Annotated in this window: 18 protein-coding genes; 5 read left to right on the top strand and 13 right to left on the bottom strand. The window is 40.9% G+C overall.

The genetic code is table 11. From position 1 onward, the window contains the following. Nucleotides 1-313 precede the first annotated feature (313 nt). From E0F88_RS10670 to sucD, 4 genes are all read right to left on the bottom strand, one after another. Nucleotides 314-1,291 carry a PorP/SprF family type IX secretion system membrane protein gene (locus tag E0F88_RS10670; protein WP_165940037.1) on the bottom strand — a complete coding sequence of 326 codons (978 nt, stop codon included), beginning with the start codon at nt 1,289-1,291 and terminating at the stop codon, nt 314-316. Nucleotides 1,292-1,417: 126 nt separating this feature from the next. Beyond that, on the bottom strand, nt 1,418-2,200 hold the full coding sequence (locus E0F88_RS10675) for a uroporphyrinogen-III synthase (protein ID WP_131958218.1): 783 nt from the start codon (nt 2,198-2,200) through the stop codon (nt 1,418-1,420). A gap of 42 nt (nt 2,201-2,242) precedes the next feature. After that, the gene (locus E0F88_RS10680) at nt 2,243-3,424 is read right to left on the bottom strand and encodes a DUF4271 domain-containing protein (protein WP_131958219.1); all 1,182 of its coding nucleotides are present in this window, start codon (nt 3,422-3,424) and stop codon (nt 2,243-2,245) included. A gap of 60 nt (nt 3,425-3,484) precedes the next feature. Next, complete coding sequence (gene sucD / locus E0F88_RS10685; protein ID WP_131958220.1) at nt 3,485-4,363, bottom strand: succinate--CoA ligase subunit alpha; 879 nt, start codon at nt 4,361-4,363, stop codon at nt 3,485-3,487. Nucleotides 4,364-4,472: 109 nt separating this feature from the next. On the opposite strand from sucD, the gene E0F88_RS10690 reads away from it, so the two are divergent. Together E0F88_RS10690 and azu are read left to right on the top strand one after the other, a co-directional pair. Further along, a complete protein-coding gene (locus tag E0F88_RS10690; RefSeq protein ID WP_131958221.1) occupies nt 4,473-5,069 on the top strand; it encodes a hypothetical protein in 597 nt (198 codons plus the stop codon). 104 nt (nt 5,070-5,173) lie between these two features. After that, nucleotides 5,174-5,662, top strand: coding sequence for an azurin (gene azu / locus E0F88_RS10695; RefSeq protein ID WP_131958222.1), 489 nt, complete (start codon nt 5,174-5,176; stop codon nt 5,660-5,662). Between the two features lie 79 nt (nt 5,663-5,741). Here the strand turns inward: azu and E0F88_RS10700 are convergent, their stop codons facing one another. Then, a complete protein-coding gene (locus E0F88_RS10700) occupies nt 5,742-6,290 on the bottom strand; it encodes a TlpA family protein disulfide reductase (protein ID WP_131958223.1) in 549 nt (182 codons plus the stop codon). A gap of 185 nt (nt 6,291-6,475) precedes the next feature. Here E0F88_RS10700 and E0F88_RS10705 point away from each other — a divergent pair, with 185 nt between their 5' ends. Next, entirely contained in the window at nt 6,476-7,837 is a 1,362-nt protein-coding gene (locus E0F88_RS10705; protein WP_229213726.1) for a tetratricopeptide repeat protein, read from the top strand. A 69-nt stretch (nt 7,838-7,906) separates the two neighbouring features. Here E0F88_RS10705 and E0F88_RS10710 read toward each other — a convergent pair whose 3' ends face one another. From E0F88_RS10710 to E0F88_RS10720, 3 genes are all read right to left on the bottom strand, one after another. Next, nucleotides 7,907-8,620, bottom strand: a complete 714-nt coding sequence (locus E0F88_RS10710) for a superoxide dismutase (RefSeq protein ID WP_131958224.1) — start codon at nt 8,618-8,620, stop codon at nt 7,907-7,909. A gap of 27 nt (nt 8,621-8,647) precedes the next feature. Next, nucleotides 8,648-9,262, bottom strand: coding sequence for a recombination mediator RecR (recR, locus tag E0F88_RS10715; RefSeq protein ID WP_131958225.1), 615 nt, complete (start codon nt 9,260-9,262; stop codon nt 8,648-8,650). A 104-nt stretch (nt 9,263-9,366) separates the two neighbouring features. After that, on the bottom strand, nt 9,367-9,642 hold the full coding sequence (locus E0F88_RS10720; protein ID WP_131958226.1) for an ATP-dependent Clp protease adaptor ClpS: 276 nt from the start codon (nt 9,640-9,642) through the stop codon (nt 9,367-9,369). Between the two features lie 107 nt (nt 9,643-9,749). On the opposite strand from E0F88_RS10720, the gene E0F88_RS10725 reads away from it, so the two are divergent. Both E0F88_RS10725 and E0F88_RS10730 read left to right on the top strand, forming a co-directional pair. Then, entirely contained in the window at nt 9,750-11,219 is a 1,470-nt protein-coding gene (locus tag E0F88_RS10725; RefSeq protein ID WP_131958227.1) for a sodium:solute symporter, read from the top strand. A gap of 226 nt (nt 11,220-11,445) precedes the next feature. After that, complete coding sequence (locus tag E0F88_RS10730; RefSeq protein ID WP_131958228.1) at nt 11,446-11,841, top strand: hypothetical protein; 396 nt, start codon at nt 11,446-11,448, stop codon at nt 11,839-11,841. A 61-nt stretch (nt 11,842-11,902) separates the two neighbouring features. Here E0F88_RS10730 and E0F88_RS10735 read toward each other — a convergent pair whose 3' ends face one another. From E0F88_RS10735 to rfbA, 5 genes are all read right to left on the bottom strand, one after another. Continuing rightward, nucleotides 11,903-12,262, bottom strand: coding sequence for an MGMT family protein (locus E0F88_RS10735; RefSeq protein ID WP_131958229.1), 360 nt, complete (start codon nt 12,260-12,262; stop codon nt 11,903-11,905). Then, nucleotides 12,222-12,815: a DUF3109 family protein gene (locus E0F88_RS10740; protein ID WP_131958230.1), complete on the bottom strand. Its 594-nt coding sequence runs from the start codon at nt 12,813-12,815 to the stop codon at nt 12,222-12,224. The genes E0F88_RS10735 and E0F88_RS10740 overlap by 41 nt, the downstream gene beginning before the upstream one ends. 12 nt (nt 12,816-12,827) lie before the next feature. Continuing rightward, complete coding sequence (locus E0F88_RS10745) at nt 12,828-15,272, bottom strand: LysM peptidoglycan-binding domain-containing protein (RefSeq protein WP_131958231.1); 2,445 nt, start codon at nt 15,270-15,272, stop codon at nt 12,828-12,830. A gap of 33 nt (nt 15,273-15,305) precedes the next feature. Beyond that, nucleotides 15,306-15,950, bottom strand: coding sequence for an O-methyltransferase (locus tag E0F88_RS10750; RefSeq protein WP_131958232.1), 645 nt, complete (start codon nt 15,948-15,950; stop codon nt 15,306-15,308). Between the two features lie 69 nt (nt 15,951-16,019). Then, nucleotides 16,020-16,886, bottom strand: coding sequence for a glucose-1-phosphate thymidylyltransferase RfbA (gene rfbA, locus E0F88_RS10755; RefSeq protein ID WP_131958233.1), 867 nt, complete (start codon nt 16,884-16,886; stop codon nt 16,020-16,022). Between the last annotated feature and the right edge of the window lie 32 nt (nt 16,887-16,918).

Genomic DNA, 16,918 nt, shown 5'->3' on the forward strand with positions numbered 1-16,918 from the left:
ATAGTTGATAGCCTAAAAACGTAAGCTGTGGTTATATAGTATACTTGAAATAAAAACAAAAGTAACGTTTGGTTTACCTGTCTCCAAAAGGACAAACCGGAATCAATTCAATTAAGATTTATCGGATTATTCGACTTAACGCAGAAATCTGAACAATTGATATAACCATAAAAAATTTTACAAATATAAATTAAAGTTTTGCAAACTGAGCCCGGATAATAATACTCAAAAGCATAAATTATGTCACAATTAAACCCCAAAAACGACCAAATTGAACATTTTAAAGAACCCCTATAATTGTTACAGGAGTTAATTAAAAACGGAAGCGCGGTGTTCTGATGATGGTCTTCTTGCCAAATTTTGGTGATGGCAAATCATACGAAAGCATTACTTCGAAGGAAGATGGCGCTTTTGTCTTATTTCCTCCGATAACCAGATCATATGCTCCCGACAACCTTAATGACTGATCAGGTAACAGATAGATCCCTCCCATTATGATAAAAAATGTATCCTGCTGTCTGTAAGTACCTCCAACCCAATACCGTTTATTATAGGTAACTGTTGCACCGCCTTCAACAGAATAGGTCGAAATATCAGATTTAACCAGCAAAATCGGCTGAATGTCTAAAAGGTAACCTAATTCAAGATTCAGCCCTGCATTTAAATAAAGAGTTCTTGGCAACGGATTGGTCGCATGTTCCGCGCCAAGCTGATATTCCGGTTTCAAAACGTGATTTAAAGATAAACCCAAATGAAAGGTTTCATTTTCAAATCTTGCTCCCACCGAGATGTCCGGATTAATTTCACTTATGGTACCGGTTTGGATCAATTGGTCATCCGGATCTCTTGGCCTTAGCCTTCCATAATCCAAAGCTTGTCTGAATAATCCCGCACTTGCCCCAACCTGAAAATTTCCTCCTAATACTGGAAAGTGATAGGAGGCAGAAACTTTAAAATCCTGATGTGTCAGCGCTCCGCTTTTGTCATTCAGCGCATAAAAGCCAATTCCGAAGTTTTTCACAGGCATGCTGAAAGAAAACAGCTGGGTAGAAAGAGCTCCCCCTTCATCGGCCGGATTTGTACCCTGGTAACCCGCATACTGAGTACGGTGTGTTAGCTGAAACCGGGTTGCACCTCCTGCACCGGCCGCAGCAGGGTTTAAATAAAGCTGATTTAGGTTAAACAAGCTGAACTGGGCATCCTTTTGAGCAAAAGCACCAGATGATATAAATATCAGGAGTGCTAAAATCCGGTTACATCTTATATTCTGAGGGATAGACGTTAATGTCATGCCGGTTGATTAAGTTTAAGAATCACACGTTATTTCTTTTATCAATAACGCATATTGCTTAAAAAAATTGACAAAATCATAAAAAAGGCCGGGAAAATTTCCCGGCCTTTTTTAACAATATTGGTCTTAAATATTGTTGGCCTCTTTAATATATATTTCGAGTGCTCCGGTCATCGATGGTGCATTAGGCAAAGGCGCCTGAATATCAAGGATTAACCCGGCATTTTCGACTGCTTTCGCCGTTGTTGGTCCAAACGCAGCGATACGTGTCGCATTCTGTTTAAAATCAGGAAAATTGTCAAATAACGATTTAATTCCAGATGGACTAAAAAATGCAATGATATCGTAAAACACTTCTGTCAGATCCGAAAGATCAGCAGAACCGGTTTGGTACATTGTTGCTTCTGTAAAGCTAAATTCTTCGGTATCAGCAAATTCCGGAATTTCATTCTTACGAACATCAGAGCAAGGATATAAAAATTTCTCCTTTTTATGTTTGCGCATCAATTCAATAAGTTCGACAGCCGTCTTAGTTCCTGCAAAAATTTTGCGTTTGCGAATTACAATGTATTTCTGAAGATAATTAGCTGTCTGCTCTGAGATACAAAAGTATTTCATCGTAGCGGGCACTTCCACTCTTCCTTCGTTGCAGATTCTAAAGAAATGATCAATAGCATTTCTGCTTGTGAAAATCACTGCAGTATGATCCAGGATATTCACCTTTTGTTTACGAAATTCCTTATACGATACTCCGTCAATTTGGATGAAGGGCCGAAAATCCACTTTGATATTGTATCTCCGTGCTAATTCAAAATAAGGTGAATTTTCGTCTGCTGGTCTGGATTGGCTAACCAAAAGACTGGTAACTTTTGTCAATCGATCCTGATCAAATTTGATAGTCTCACTCATGTATAAGCCTTATTAGTTTATTCCCGCAAGTAAAATGATAATCTATAAGGCAAACTTTATGCCAATGATCAGCGGGATTATTTCAATGACGCAAAGGTACGAAAATAAATACAGATTTATAATTGACCCCGGCGGCGTTGTAACAACATAGAGTATCAAAAACCTACCGATATAGAACAGCAGGAATGGAAAAAGAATGTATGGTTTTACGAAATTCAAAAACAGCGGGCTGTTAAAACTTAGCATAAAAACAAGAAGGAAAACCGCTGCATGGAACAGGTAGGATGATTGTACTATTTTAATAAACAGTACATCAACAAGCTTGTCCAGGTTAAGCATACTCCCGACCAGCGCCATCAATACATACTTGCCGTAGAATAATATAAAAAAAATCAGTGAAAGAAGAAAAAAGTCGCCGGCTAACTGAAGTGTATTCGATTTCTCCGAAAGTATGCTGCTGACAGAAAATAAATTGATCTTATTGGCAGAAAAGTACAGCAGTATAAAACTCGTCAGCATCGAAACAATGACGACAAAAAAGATAATGCTGTTGCTATAAGGTTTGTTGAGCTTAGACAGCTGATCGCGCGGATCATTTTTGAACAACTCTACCGGATTAATCAGCCGTATGAAAGCAAGCGGATTAACATTAAAAATCCAGGCGTTCAGAATGAGAATCAGCAACAGCGAAAGCACGGCAAAGTTGCGGAACGGCGAAAACAGAATCGGCTTGATGTTTATGAAATTGGATGCGGCTGCTTCGATCACGCCGGCATCATTCCTTTTTCTTTCGTTACATAAAAGCAGGTTTTTTTCTCCTACACCCGGACTGCCATAAATGGTCAGAAGCAATTCATCTTTTTTATAAATCCGATAAAGACTATCCACATTCATATCAAGCCATTGTTCCTGAGATACTTCTCTTTGCAAAGCACCTTCCAGAAATAAATAGCTCTTTGTTTCAGACCTGAGTAAGAGATGATATTTCCTGTTTTTGATCAGGTCTATGTAAACACTGACGTAACGCGATGATTCATCAACCTCCTGGGAAAAAGGAACATAATTTTTATACTGGGCATTGTAAACAAGCCAGTCGTTCTGATAATTATAGATCGGGAAAAACTGTTCGGGGGGTGTTATTTTTTCAGCAGCATGTGACTGAAATCCCGCCAGAAAAAGTGCGGTGGTAAAAGCCCAAAAAAGAAACAAAAAAATGGACTTCATATTAATAAGAAGGGCGGGGTTTCCCCAGCCCTCCAGAAGTATTATTGATATAGATAACTACTATTTTCTACCTAAAGCAAGAAGCATTGTTTCGCCTATTAATGCAGGAGATTCCGCTACGAAAATACCAGACTCCTTCATAATACGGATTTTAGCTTCCGCAGTGTCATCTGCACCACCGATAATAGCACCAGCATGGCCCATACGACGTCCCTTGGGAGCAGTCTGACCAGCAATGAAACCTACAACCGGCTTTTTGTTACCTGTCGATTTAATATAATTAGCAGCATCTGCTTCCATGCTACCTCCAATTTCACCAATCATTACGATTGCTTCTGTTTCAGGGTCATTCATCAGCAATTCAACCGCTTCTTTTGTAGTTGTTCCAATGATCGGATCACCTCCAATACCGATTGCAGTAGTTTGCCCCAAACCAGCACGAGTTAGCTGATCTACCGCCTCGTAAGTAAGCGTACCGGATTTTGAAACCAGTCCGATTGTTCCTTTCTTGAAGATAAAACCAGGCATGATACCTACTTTACATTCTTCTGCTGTAATAATACCAGGACAGTTAGGACCAATCAAACGACAATTTTTGCCTTTGATATATTCCTTCGCCTGCATCATATCTTTGGTTGGAATTCCTTCGGTGATACAAACAATAACGCCAATACCAGCATCAGCAGCTTCCATAATAGCATCAGCAGCAAAAGCTGGCGGAACAAATATGATTGAAACATCTGCACCGGTTGCACGCACTGCCAGGTCTACAGTATTAAAGACAGGTCTCTCCAGGTGAGAAAGCCCTCCTTTTCCGGGAGTTACTCCGCCTACAAGGTTGGTACCGTATTCAATCATTTGCTGGGCATGAAAAGAACCCTCAGAACCCGTAAATCCCTGAACTATAATCTTAGAATTTTTATTAACTAAAACGCTCATGTTGGTAAATCAGTTTTTTTGGTAAAAGTAGGACGAAAAGCACGAAGTAGCAAAATGTAAAGGGAATTTGTAAATTGCTTTTTTGATATTCTAAGGCCTCATTTCGTATATGCCCATAAATCCGAATGTAATTTCCAGCCTGATACTTGCCGTAACCGGTATAATCGTCTTTTATAAATATTATAAGCTGCTTTCGTTTTACAATCGATTTTTGTGGGGTATTTTTTCTCTGAGTATTGCCCTGAACGCACTGACTGAGTTACTTGCACTTGTCGTACCCGATGCCCTGGATACATTCCCCGAGCTGACACTGGCATGTGAAAGAACTCTGGGCGCAGTTGCTGTTGTGTCTGCCTCCTGGTGCGTGGTTATGCGTTATGAAGCCGGGAAATTTCTTTTGTTTTGTACAATCGGGCTGGGCTTGCTTCTCTTTTACTGCATTGTTATGTACAAAGTGCAGTTTATGGGATTGATCATTCAGCCTTTTTGTATCATCGTTTCGCTTCTTATATCCTGTATTGGATTAGCGACTAAACAAAAGAGCTCTTTATGGATCATTTTTTCAATGATGTTACTTGCTCTTGCTTCAAAGTCCAGAGACATTCCGATACCTATGGACCCGATTGACATCAGCAGATACCTGATGCTCCTTTCGGTACTTTGCTTTGGATATGCTATCCGTGATCAGTACAAAATACTGTTTTGAAGTTTTGTTTTTCAAACAATTGTTAATGGATTATTTTTTTACTGCTTCATGCATTAAATTGCACCAGTTAATTTCAACAAAAACAAGTTTACTAATATTCGAATATGAAAAGGATCAAGTTTAGCGTATTGTTTCTTGCCTCAGTTATCGCTTTTGGCGCTGTAACAACCAGCTCTGTCAATGCAAAAACTACTTCAGAAATAAGTGATACAAAGCAGGAAAAAGTGATCGTTATCAAAGGAAGTGATGCGATGCAGTTCGACCTGAAAGAAATTAAGGTAAAGGCCGGGCAAAAAGTAAAGCTTACTTTGACACATTCAGGTAAACTGGCAAAAGCGGCAATGGGTCACAACTTCGTTTTGTTAAAACCGGGTACAGACGTAGCAGCTTTTGGATCGAAGGCAGCAGCAGCAAGAGAAACAGAATATATTCCTAAATCAGAAGAAGCCAGCATCATTGCACATACCAAACTGGTAGGTGGCGGAGAAAGTGACACAATCACTTTTACAGCTCCTAAAAAAGGAACTTATACATTCATTTGCAGCTTTCCTGGCCACTATGCTTTGATGAAAGGTAGTTTCATCGTTGAATAGTCGATAAGCATTATAAAAACAAAACGAGCGCCAGCAATATGCTGGCGCTCGTTTTGTTTACATCAGTTTTCTTTATCTTTTATATCTCCGCCAGATTCTTTTCTATTAATTCAGCAATTTCGGGCCGGTCCCATTGTGAAGCCCCGATTTCCTGAGCCAGAATTTTTCCTTTGTAAATGATATAGGTACGCGGAATTGCATTTCCGTCCAGCGCAGCAGGATAAGCTCCTGCATACTGGTAAAATGGAAGTTTATAACCTTTACGTTCGATAAAAGGATTAACAGTTGCCGGATCCTCATCTGAAACGATGTAAAAAGCAACTTTATCATTCGACTTATATTTATCATAAAGTTTTTGAATTCCCGGCATTTCCATATTACAAGGTCCGCACCAGGTAGCCCATACATTTAAGAAAACCAGTTTTTCCTGATCCATGGGTACATTTTGACCATCCAGAGTCGATAATGAAGTCAGGTAAACGCCGTCGTTAGCCTCACTGGCTACGTCGCTACTACTTTCTGTTAACGCAGGAGGAACTTCCGGCGATTTGAAAAAAGCAAAGTAGACAGCCAATGCGGCAACTATGATTAATGCGGGAACCAATATTTTTTTAGAAACAGAAGCCATTTTATTTTTTCAAGGTTTTAGTTAGTCAAAACTTATTTTCGTAAAAATAAGGATATTTATGTTGAAGTGCCTCTTTCTCATCCTGCCGAAGAAACCGTGTTTGTTTTTTTGATGCTCCGTCAGATTTTGAATACATTTATACCAAGATTTAAAAACATAAAGATTTGAGGAAACGGTTTACATTCATGAAAAGTTTATTTTTTGTTATTTTCTCCCTGGCTTCCCTGTTATTGCCTCATACCAACTTTGCCCAACGTTCAGCCGCTGAATATTTTGAAGACGGAAATACGAAAGCTGCTAAGGGAGATTTTCCCGGCGCCATGCAGTCCTACACCACTGTAATTTCTATGAGCCCACAGCACGCTCCGAGTTTTTTCAACCGCGGGCTGGCAAAAGCAAACCTGAAAGATCACCGTGGTGCGATTTTGGATTACGACCAGGCTATTGAATTAAGTCCGAAAACATCTGTATATTATCAAAGCCGCGGTGTAAGCAAAAGTCTTCAGGAAGATTTTCGGGCTGCAATCATGGATTATACCAAAGCGATTGAATTAAGCCCTGAAGATGCAAAAGCATTTTATAACCGGGGAGTTAGTTATGCCAAAATTCAAAATCACAGAAACGCACTCATGGATCTGGATCAGGCGCTTTCGCTGAATCCGGATGACCTCGCAGCTTTGTACGCCCGTGGTAACTGCAAACAGGACTTACAGGAATATGCAGGCAGCCTCGCCGATTTTTCAAGAGTTATAGAATTAAGTCCAAAAAGAACGGGCGCTTATGTAGGACGGGGTCTTGCAAAAATAGAACTTGGCGATTTTAACGGTGCAGCAGCAGACTTCACACGGGCGATAGAATTGAATCCTGCGGATGCAACATTTTACAACAAACGCGGTTTTGCAAAAAACAAAATAGAAGATTTCAAAGGGGCTATCATTGATTTTGACAAAACAATCCAACTCGATCCGGAAAATTTTGAAGCATATTACGGACGTGGTTTTTCCAAAGGAAAACTAAACGACCAGCGTGGGGCAATCACTGATCTTACAAAGGCAATTGAAGTTAAAAACAATTATGTGGGTGACCCAAAAAAGATTGGTTACACAGGAAAAATCACCAGAGAAATACTGGATGGCCTTCGCGATGTAATCAAAGAACGCATCAAAATTGAAAACCTGACCAACGAAAGAGCCGAAGCCTATTACATCAGAGGGATTAATAAGTCGGCAATCGGAGATAAAAAATCTGCTATCGATGATTTTACAACAGCCGTTGAATTAAATCCTACCTATTCAAATGCTTACTTTTCAAGAGCTTTAACCCGCTCCTCATCCGGAGATCAGATGGGAGCTGTGCTGGATTTCACAAGTTCAATTAAATTAAGATCCGATTTTTCAGAAGCTTATTATCTGAGAGGGATTTTAAAAAACAGCTTGGGACAGGTAAATGACGGATGCCTTGATTTAAGCAAAGCCGGAGAACTTGGTTATCTGCAGGCCTACAAGGTGATTAGCAGTTATTGTACACCAACACCGGTAAAGGAGTAAAGAAAAAGCATCAGACAAAGAAGAAAGCCGTCAGACCAAATTGATTTGACGGCTTTTTGAATTTATAAATTATGCCTTTTTCAAATTCTCAGCAACTTTATCCCAGTTCACTACATCCCAGAATGCTTTGATATAGTCAGGACGTTTGTTTTGGTAATGCAGATAATAAGCATGTTCCCAAACATCAAGTGCCAGGATTGGTGTTCCTTTAACATCCGTAACCGCGTCCATTAAAGGGTTGTCCTGATTAGGCGTCGACCCGATAGATAATTTTCCGCCTTTTGCAACAAGCCATGCCCAGCCTGAACCAAAACGGGTTGTTGCCGCTTTTGCAAATTCTTCCTTAAATTTCTCGAAAGACCCAAATTGTGCTTTAATTGCATCTGCAACGGCACCTTTTGGCTCGCCACCTTTTTTAGGCCCCATAATTTCCCAGAAAAAAGTATGGTTCCAGTGTCCGCCCCCATTATTGCGAATTGCAGCTGGTGCTTTGCTGATCGATTTTAAAATTTCATCCAGTGATTTTTTCTCAAATTCGGTACCTTTTACTGCATCATTCAGGTTTTTGACATAAGTCGCATGGTGTTTCGTATAATGGATCTCCATGGTCATTTTGTCGATGCTTGGTTCCAATGCAGCGAAATCGTAAGGAAGCGGTGCTTGCTTAAAAGGAGCTGTTTCGGCAAGTATATTACTTGAAGAACCTGCAAACACTTCGTTTCCCAGGGCGCTAACGGCAATAGTACTGCCGGCTATGGTGCGCAAAAAATCAATTCTATTCATAATACAGTCTTATTAAAATGTAATCAACTAATCGTATGCCACCCGGCTTACGATACTTCGTCCCAATGTAATTTCATCTGCATACTCAAGATCGCCGCCGATTGGAACGCCCCTGGCTATGGTACTTACTTTTACACCTGAACTTTTTAATTTCTTTTGTAAATAAAATGCGGTGGTATCACCTTCCATGGTAGGGCTCAACGCAAGTATTACTTCTTCTACCTGATCTGTTTCATCTTTTTGCTCGACTCTGCTTACCAGAGAGTCAATATTCAGATCTGACGGACCGATACCTTCCAAAGGTGAGATGATTCCGCCAAGCACATGATAAAGACCTTTAAACTGACTGGTAGCTTCGATAGCCAATACATCCCGGGTGTCTACCACCACGCAGATAATCGAAGCATCACGTTTGGGATTACTGCAAATATTGCATAGCTCGTGATCTGCAATGTTATGACATTTGATGCAATAGGTAGTTTTAGTCCTCATATTGACAATCGCCTCGGCAAGAGAGCGGGATTGCTGCTCCTCTCTCTTCAGCAAATGCAATGCCAGACGTAAAGCTGTTTTTTTCCCTATTCCCGGAAGACGGGAAATTTCACCAACGGCATCCTCAATAAGACGTGAGGGATAATTCATGTGACTTGATAAATAATTAGCAGTAATTAATAAACAGTAAGCCACGAGCCTATGTTGCAACCGGTCTAAAATAACCTTACCAGTTCCTGCAACTCACATGCGGCCTAATGAATTTCTGCTGAAATACCCCGGCTGCATATTTCTTTACGCATCGCGGCCAGTTCATCAAATTCACCTTCTTTGACAGAACACTTTCCTTTGTAGTGAATAATAAGCGTACATTGTTCCGCCTGTTCGCTGGTATGACGGCAAACATCTATCAGGGTGTCGATCACCCAGTCAAAAGTATTTACATCGTCATTGTATACAACCAGTCTTTTTATATCGGTTTCAATTGTTTTTTCCAGAATTTCAACCTCGGTATCTGTAAGCGCTTGCATAACAACCAAATTTCTGTTTGATTAGCAAAACTAATTAAAAACGTACATTAACAGAAGATTTTCCCTTCTTTTGTTATGCGTTCAATATCTTAATCCTAATCATTTTGATGAATCCCTACATATCCCTGGTTATACTGATCTTTTATTTTGGCATGTTGATCACCGTTTCGATTTACACATCAAAAGGAGCGGATACAAATACCTTCTTCACTGCCAACCGACAGTCGCCCTGGTACCTTGTAGCTTTTGGGATGATCGGGACTTCATTGTCCGGAGTAACTTTTGTTTCGGTTCCGGGAGCGGTTGCGAATATACAGTTCTCTTATTTTCAGGTTGTCATCGGATATATCGTCGGGTACTTTGTCATCGGAACAGTGCTCATGCCGCTCTACTACCGGCTTAATCTGATCTCGATCTATTCATATCTGGAACAGCGTTTTGGATTTTGGTCTTATAAAACCGGCTCAGGATTTTTTCTTTTGTCAAGAACAATTGGCTCGGCAGTAAGACTTTATGTTGCCGCACAGGTTCTTCAGCTGGCTTTATTTAAACCACTGGGTGTACCCTTTGAAGTAGCAGTTGCCATTACCATTTTCCTGATCTGGATATATACTTTTAAAGGAGGTGTAAAAACGATCATCGTTACAGATACATTACAAACGTTTTTCCTGATCACTGCTGTAATCCTGACCATTGTTCTGGTTTCCCAGGAATTGAACCTTGATGGTATTTCGGGAATCTGGAAAACGGTTCAGGAAAGCAAGTACTCGCAGATTTTTTACTGGGAGACCAATGATCCTAAAAATTTCTTCAAGCAGTTTTTCGCGGGTGCGTTTATCGCCATCGTAATGACCGGACTTGATCAGGATCTGATGCAGAAAAACCTTACCTGCAAAAATATTGGCGAAGCGCAGAAAAACATGTTCTGGTTCACAGTCGTACTTGTGATCGTTAATTTCCTCTTTTTGTCACTTGGCGCGCTGCTTTACGTTTATGCCGAAGCACAGGGAATCCCGGTTTCTGCTAAAACAGATGAATTTTACCCAATGCTTGCCTTAAATCATCTTGGCGTGGTGGTAGGAATTACCTTTCTACTTGGTATCACAGCTGCCACATATGCCAGTTCAGACTCTGCATTAACTGCTTTAACCACGGCATTCTGCATTGATTTTATGAATATTGAAAAACAACCGGAGGAGAAACGTTCTTCAATAAAGTTTTATGTCCACATTGGTTTTTCGGTAGTCTTCTATCTGGTAATCCTTATTTTCAACCGACTTAACAGCAAGGAAGTAATAACCGCAGTATTCGATCTGGCAGGATATACCTACGGGCCTCTGCTTGGGCTTTTCTCATTCGGGGCATTTCTAAAACGACCGGTGAAAGATCGCTGGGTTCCTCTGGTTTGTATAGCCGCTCCTATTTTAACTTACATCCTCAATGAAAATTCGGCTGAATGGTTTGACGGATACAAATTTGGTTTTGAGAGGTTGATTATTAATGGACTGATTACATTTATCGGACTGTTGATATTATCGGAAAGAAAATCGATTCGTGATCCTTACACATCCAGATAGTCCGAAACCGTTCGCTTCTATATTAAACTGTTCGGTTTTGAACATTCATTTGGCCGGCGATTTCCTCAGATCAAATTGTGGAAATTATTTTTAAAATATTGAATTACAAGTATTTAACATTATATTGATTTGAAAAATCGAAGGTAAAATTCTAAGCTGGCATATCCTTTTTTATAATGGTTATACATCCACTAACGGAATGTTTAATCTTAAAAAATAAATAGCCATGAAAATTACAATCATTTCCAAATTGCTTTTTGCATTCATTTTCACTTTATCTCTTTCTTCTTATGCTGCTGATAAAAAGGGAGCGAAGGACAAAAAAGAAACAAAATCTGCATCGCTTAATGCGTCGTTGTTTCAGATCATCAATTCTAACAAAGTAAAACTTGCCATTGACAAAGGTGCAGACTCACCGGTTAGAATTTTGCTTAGAGATGTTACGGGACATACCTATTACAGCGAAATGTCCGGCAAAGATCAGGCACAGTATCGCAAAACGTTTGACCTTGCAGAGATGACCGACGGTACCTACTATTTTGAATTGTTTTACAAAAATCAGAAGATTACCAAGGAGATTCAACTTCAGACCAACCAGGCACGCAGAATCTCAGTTCAATAATCATAAGATCATAAAAAGAGCTTCGCCGTCACCAGCGAAGCTCTTTTTATATATCTATGCCTTATAATTCCTGCATGGGATCCCAAAAGTATTTATCCCAATTCTGTATCTGGTCATCTTTTACTTCAACTCCCTCATCTTCGAGTTTTTCCTGCATCGCAGTAGGCGTCTCAAAAAGTAGTTTGGCACTAAGCACACCTTGTTTATTTACTACCCGATGTGCCGGAATATTCTCCTGAGTGTAACTATTACCCATTGCCCAGCCTACCATACGCGCTCCTCTTTTTGAACCAAGATAAGCCGCAATTGCTCCGTAAGATGTGGCTCTCCCCTTTGGTATTAACCGGACAACGTCATACACATCCTGAAAAAAATCGTTGTTACGCGCCTTTTTCTTCTCCTCTTGCTTCTCGGCGTTCATCAATTTCCTGTGTTAACTGACCATACCAATTTTCACCGTAGGCACGGATAAGCGGAGCCTTTAAAAACTTATAAACCGGAACACCCAACTCTTTTCCAAAGCTGCAGGCCGGGCTGCAGATATCCCACCGATCGTAATTCAATGCATGATACTGATCATACTTTGTGACCCGGATCGGATATAAATGACAGGAAATTGGTTTTTTGTAGGCAATTTTTCCGTCGTTGTAAGCTTCTTCTATTCCGCACTTTAAAATTCCCTTAGGATCATAAATCGCATAAGCGCACTCCCGGCCGTTGATTACCGGTGTTACATAGTCACCCTCGAAGTCCTTCGTATATGTTCCCTCTTTCGCAATTACTTCCTTGCCCGCTTCTGAAAGATATGGTTCAACCATTGGATAAATCTCGTCCAATACGGCAAGCTCGTCTTCATCTAATGGAGCCCCAGAATCACCTTCAACGCAGCAGGCACCTTTACATTTGTCCAAATTGCAGACAAATAACTGGTCTTCTATATCATCACTGATGCATGTGTTGTCGATAAGTATCATGGTATTTTAGCCTTACTGTTTTTGTGGTATTTTTAACTTTTGTCCAACTACAACGTTGTTGCCCGACATATTGTTCAACCTCTTGATTTCCTCAATACTTGCACCATAAGTTTGTGCAATTCTGAAAAGGGTTTCACCTGCCGATACGATGTGTATTTGAGCTCCTTGTCCCGAAACAGGCGAAACAGTATTTCTGCTGCCATTTTTGCTTACACGAAGCTGTTGACCCGCAACCAGTTTTCCAGGCGAGCTCATGTTGTTGAGAATCATCAGCTCATTAAGAGAAATCCCATACGTTCTTGCAATGCTGTAATAAGTCTGTCCGGCTTGTACTGTATGATACTCTGCACCCGATCTACTGGCTTCATTTCTGGTCGTCACAATCGTTTCCGCTTCCCTTTCTATCCGGGTTGGACCGGTTGGCGTGGCAACTGCAACAGGCGTTCTGTTAGAATTCTCTTCAAGAGAACCGGTTCCATCTATAACTTTTAATTTCTGACCTACCATTAGGCTTTTTCTTCCGCCGGCACTGTTCAGTTCTGTAAGTTCGGAAAGATCCATTCCATATTTCTTGGCAATACTGAAATATGTCTCACCCGACTTCACTGTATGATAACCCTTTGTACCTACATTACTTACTGCCGTTTCTGTTGTTACCGGTCTTTCCGCCGTTACAGTTTTTTCAGCGGCAGCTCTGTCCAGAGTGGCCCTTTCCGCAGCTTCTCTTTTTTTTCTTGCATATACCGAATTAGCGGCGGTAGGTGTTACAGCAGGTTTTGTATCAGCAATGGTGGTACTTCTGTCACTTTTCTTAACTGCAGGCGTATTACCTTCCCCAGACCTGAAATTGCTTTCCGTATTGTCCTGAGTAATAATTACAACCCTGTCATTCGTTTCCGAAGCGGCGGCACCAGGCTGAGTAGTTACGACAGGAATAGTCACCTGAGGTGTTACGGCGGGTTCAAACTGCTGATTTTCTTTTGCTATACTGCTTTCGCTTTTGTCAACAAGAACAGGTGTATATTTTTTTCTGCCGGATGGTTTGTCAGGGATTGCATCCGATACAGCCGGAGTTGAAGCAGACGCTACAACAGGACTTGTTTCTGTTGGAACAGCAGGCGTACCCGGTTTGATAATTTCGATCGGCTGTTTTTTAGGACGTTTCTTTGTTAGAAAAAGTACCTGACCGGTTTGGATCGGATAGTTTCTGCTCAGTGTTCGGTTATAGTTCAGTAGGCTGACAAGCCTTAAACCATATTGCTGCGAAACGCTATGCCATGTATCCCCCGGCCTTGCGGTGTGAAAAGGCGTTGCCGCTTTTTTATTTTTGCGCGAAAGATAATAAACGTTGCCAGGAATGAGCGGCATGTCCTTAACCATGTCGTTGTAACGCATAAACTTCGGCGTTCTCAATTTTCCTGCCTTCGCCAAAGTTATTGGTTTGTCACCCGGACGTGCTTCTATACCGGGAAGACCATTAATTTCATAAAACGACCTACCGTCTTTCGAATTAACATCCGATTTTTTCAGCATAGGAAACCCTGTATCCGCATAGGTGCCTGCAACAGTGCCGGTCTGCGCAGGAAGAGCAAGTTTTTCACGGACAGCTGCAATCTGGTCCGTTGGCACCGGAACCGTGATCAAATATTCACGATCCGTTGGGATACGGCCGTTGGTCACCCAGCGATTATAACTTTCGAGTTCCTTTGAATTAACACCCAGCGTTTTTGCTATCTCATCGAAGGTTTGGCCTTTACCATATTCTGATTCCAGCAAAACGATCTTATTAGTACTTCTTAATCTTTCTATACCGGCTTCAAGAGCAATTTTATGGGCAAAAAAGCGCAGCATATAGCGATCTGTTTTGCCTGTCAGTGTAATTTCCCGGGCATAGGCCCAGTTTGCCGGAACAATTTTCTTTACTCCACCAGCTCCCAGATAGTAAGAATACAGAGACGAAACCCAGTTGTTGAACTGCTGGTTGCTTTTTTTAAGATACCAGGCCGCAGCATGTGTGGAAGAACTTATATTTTTTCTCTCATCTACTTCATTGTCTACACGCAGATTTAATCCTCGTGCAGTTTCCGGCTTAAACTGCCAGTAACCTACCGCATTTGAACTTGATACTACATCCGGCTTGAAAGAACTTTCCTGAACCGCCAGATATTTAAAATCGATCGGAACCTCTTCATCCATCAAAATACTTTCTACGATTGGAAAATACAGAATGGCTCTTTCCATTTTTTCCTCCCAAAACTTCTTATTAGACATCAGATTCTTGATATCCTCTTCAATCAGGTTTTGCGCCGAACGGTCGAACTTTACTGAAATACCTCCAAAGGAAACACTTGCGGGAATTTCAGGCGTACCCTGAGAGTTGGCCTTATATCCAAAACTGAATAACAAAACCCACAGCAATGTGGCAACCTTATGTTTTTTGATGAAAATCCTGATCATAAAAATAATAACTAGTCCTACTGAATTGGTGACTTACAATTTTTGAAGAATCATTAACCCGTCCCGGATTGGTAACAGCAAATTGGATACACGACTATCTTCATGTACCATCCGGTTAAATTCTATTAACAATTGAGTATCCTTATCTGATTTTTTGAGCTCTGCCTGTGCCACCTTGCCACTCCACAACACATTATCTGCAATAATGAAACCACCTTTCCGAACCTTATCCAAACAAAGATTAAAGTACGAAATGTAATTTATTTTATCAGCATCAATAAATGCGATATCAAAGGTTTCTTCTAATAACGGAATTATCTGCAAAGCATTACCAATACGGTAATCTATATTAGCTGAGAAAGAAGATTGATCAAAATAACTTCTGGTTAACGTTTCCAGCTCTTCATTGATATCGATAGTTACCACTTTACCGTTTACGGCAAGACCTTCACACAAACAAAGTGCAGAATAACCGGTGTAAGTACCAATTTCCAAAATGCTTTCCGGCCGGATCATCCGTGACAGCATCGACAAAAATCTACCCTGAAGGTGACCTGAAAGCATGCGGGGATTGAGCACATTGGCATGCGTTTCCCTATTTAACTTTTGTAATAATATATTCTCCGGTTCAGTATGAGCCTCGGAATACTCCTCTATTCCATCTGCCAGAAATTTCATTAAGCGCTCGTGATGTGTATAATTTATTCTTTCATGCTGCGGCAAAATTATGCCGCAGCATCTATATCATCATAAGTGGGCAACCAGCTGAACTAGGTAAGTACCATAGCCACTTTTTACAAGCGGTTTTGCAATTTCGCGTAGCTGATCCACATCAATAAAGCCCATTCTGTAAGCGATCTCCTCTATGCAGCCAACCTTCAGCCCCTGACGTTCCTCGATAACTTGTACGAATTGCCCGGCCTGCATAAGTGACTGGAATGTACCGGTGTCGAGCCAGGCCGTACCCCTGTTTAAAACGCCAACCTTCAATTTCCCGCGTTCGAGATAAACCCGGTTCACGTCTGTGATTTCCAGTTCTCCGCGTGGTGATGGCGGGATCGTTTTTGCGATTTCTACAACATCATTGTCATAAAAATATAGTCCCGGAACAGCATAATTTGACTTCGGCTTTTCCGGTTTTTCTTCAATGGATATTACATTATTTGCTCCATCGAATTCTACCACGCCATAACGTTCCGGATCCTGAACCTGGTAAGCAAAAATAACGCCGCCTTCGGGATCATTGTTCGACTGCAAAAGTTTAGAAAGGCCTGAGCCGTAAAAAATGTTATCCCCAAGTATCAGGGCAACTTTTTCTTTACCAATGAATTTTTCACCGATGATAAAAGCCTGAGCAAGACCATCCGGACTTGGCTGAACTTCATAAGTGAAGGTGCAACCCAGACGGCTTCCGTCACCCAACAATTTTTCAAAATGCGGTAAATCGTGCGGCGTTGAAATGATCAGGATCTCTCTGATTCCAGCCAGCATTAATATCGAAAGCGGATAATAAATCATCGGCTTGTCATAAACAGGCATAAGCTGCTTACTCACGGCCAATGTAAGTGGATGTAAACGTGTGCCAGATCCGCCGGCTAAAATAATTCCTTTCATAGAATGGCAATCGGCTTTCAGCAGTCAGCTTG

Source organism: Dyadobacter psychrotolerans (genome assembly GCF_004349265.1).
Taxonomy (GTDB): Bacteria; Bacteroidota; Bacteroidia; order Cytophagales; family Spirosomataceae; genus Dyadobacter; species Dyadobacter psychrotolerans.

Coding starts and splice junctions, on each gene's coding strand:
- rfbA (WP_131958233.1), bottom strand. CDS start 16,886: ATGAAAGGAATTATTTTAGCCGGCGGATCTGGCACACGTTTACATCCA.
- E0F88_RS10740 (WP_131958230.1), bottom strand. CDS start 12,815: ATGATACTTATCGACAACACATGCATCAGTGATGATATAGAAGACCAG.
- recR (WP_131958225.1), bottom strand. CDS start 9,262: ATGAATTATCCCTCACGTCTTATTGAGGATGCCGTTGGTGAAATTTCC.
- E0F88_RS10670 (WP_165940037.1), bottom strand. CDS start 1,291: ATGACATTAACGTCTATCCCTCAGAATATAAGATGTAACCGGATTTTA.
- E0F88_RS10680 (WP_131958219.1), bottom strand. CDS start 3,424: ATGAAGTCCATTTTTTTGTTTCTTTTTTGGGCTTTTACCACCGCACTT.
- E0F88_RS10745 (WP_131958231.1), bottom strand. CDS start 15,272: ATGATCAGGATTTTCATCAAAAAACATAAGGTTGCCACATTGCTGTGG.
- E0F88_RS10750 (WP_131958232.1), bottom strand. CDS start 15,950: ATGAAATTTCTGGCAGATGGAATAGAGGAGTATTCCGAGGCTCATACT.
- E0F88_RS10710 (WP_131958224.1), bottom strand. CDS start 8,620: ATGAATAGAATTGATTTTTTGCGCACCATAGCCGGCAGTACTATTGCC.
- sucD (WP_131958220.1), bottom strand. CDS start 4,363: ATGAGCGTTTTAGTTAATAAAAATTCTAAGATTATAGTTCAGGGATTT.
- E0F88_RS10730 (WP_131958228.1), top strand. CDS start 11,446: ATGAAAATTACAATCATTTCCAAATTGCTTTTTGCATTCATTTTCACT.
- E0F88_RS10725 (WP_131958227.1), top strand. CDS start 9,750: ATGAATCCCTACATATCCCTGGTTATACTGATCTTTTATTTTGGCATG.
- E0F88_RS10720 (WP_131958226.1), bottom strand. CDS start 9,642: ATGCAAGCGCTTACAGATACCGAGGTTGAAATTCTGGAAAAAACAATT.
- E0F88_RS10700 (WP_131958223.1), bottom strand. CDS start 6,290: ATGGCTTCTGTTTCTAAAAAAATATTGGTTCCCGCATTAATCATAGTT.
- E0F88_RS10735 (WP_131958229.1), bottom strand. CDS start 12,262: ATGAACGCCGAGAAGCAAGAGGAGAAGAAAAAGGCGCGTAACAACGAT.
- E0F88_RS10690 (WP_131958221.1), top strand. CDS start 4,473: ATGCCCATAAATCCGAATGTAATTTCCAGCCTGATACTTGCCGTAACC.
- E0F88_RS10675 (WP_131958218.1), bottom strand. CDS start 2,200: ATGAGTGAGACTATCAAATTTGATCAGGATCGATTGACAAAAGTTACC.
- azu (WP_131958222.1), top strand. CDS start 5,174: ATGAAAAGGATCAAGTTTAGCGTATTGTTTCTTGCCTCAGTTATCGCT.
- E0F88_RS10705 (WP_229213726.1), top strand. CDS start 6,476: ATGAAAAGTTTATTTTTTGTTATTTTCTCCCTGGCTTCCCTGTTATTG.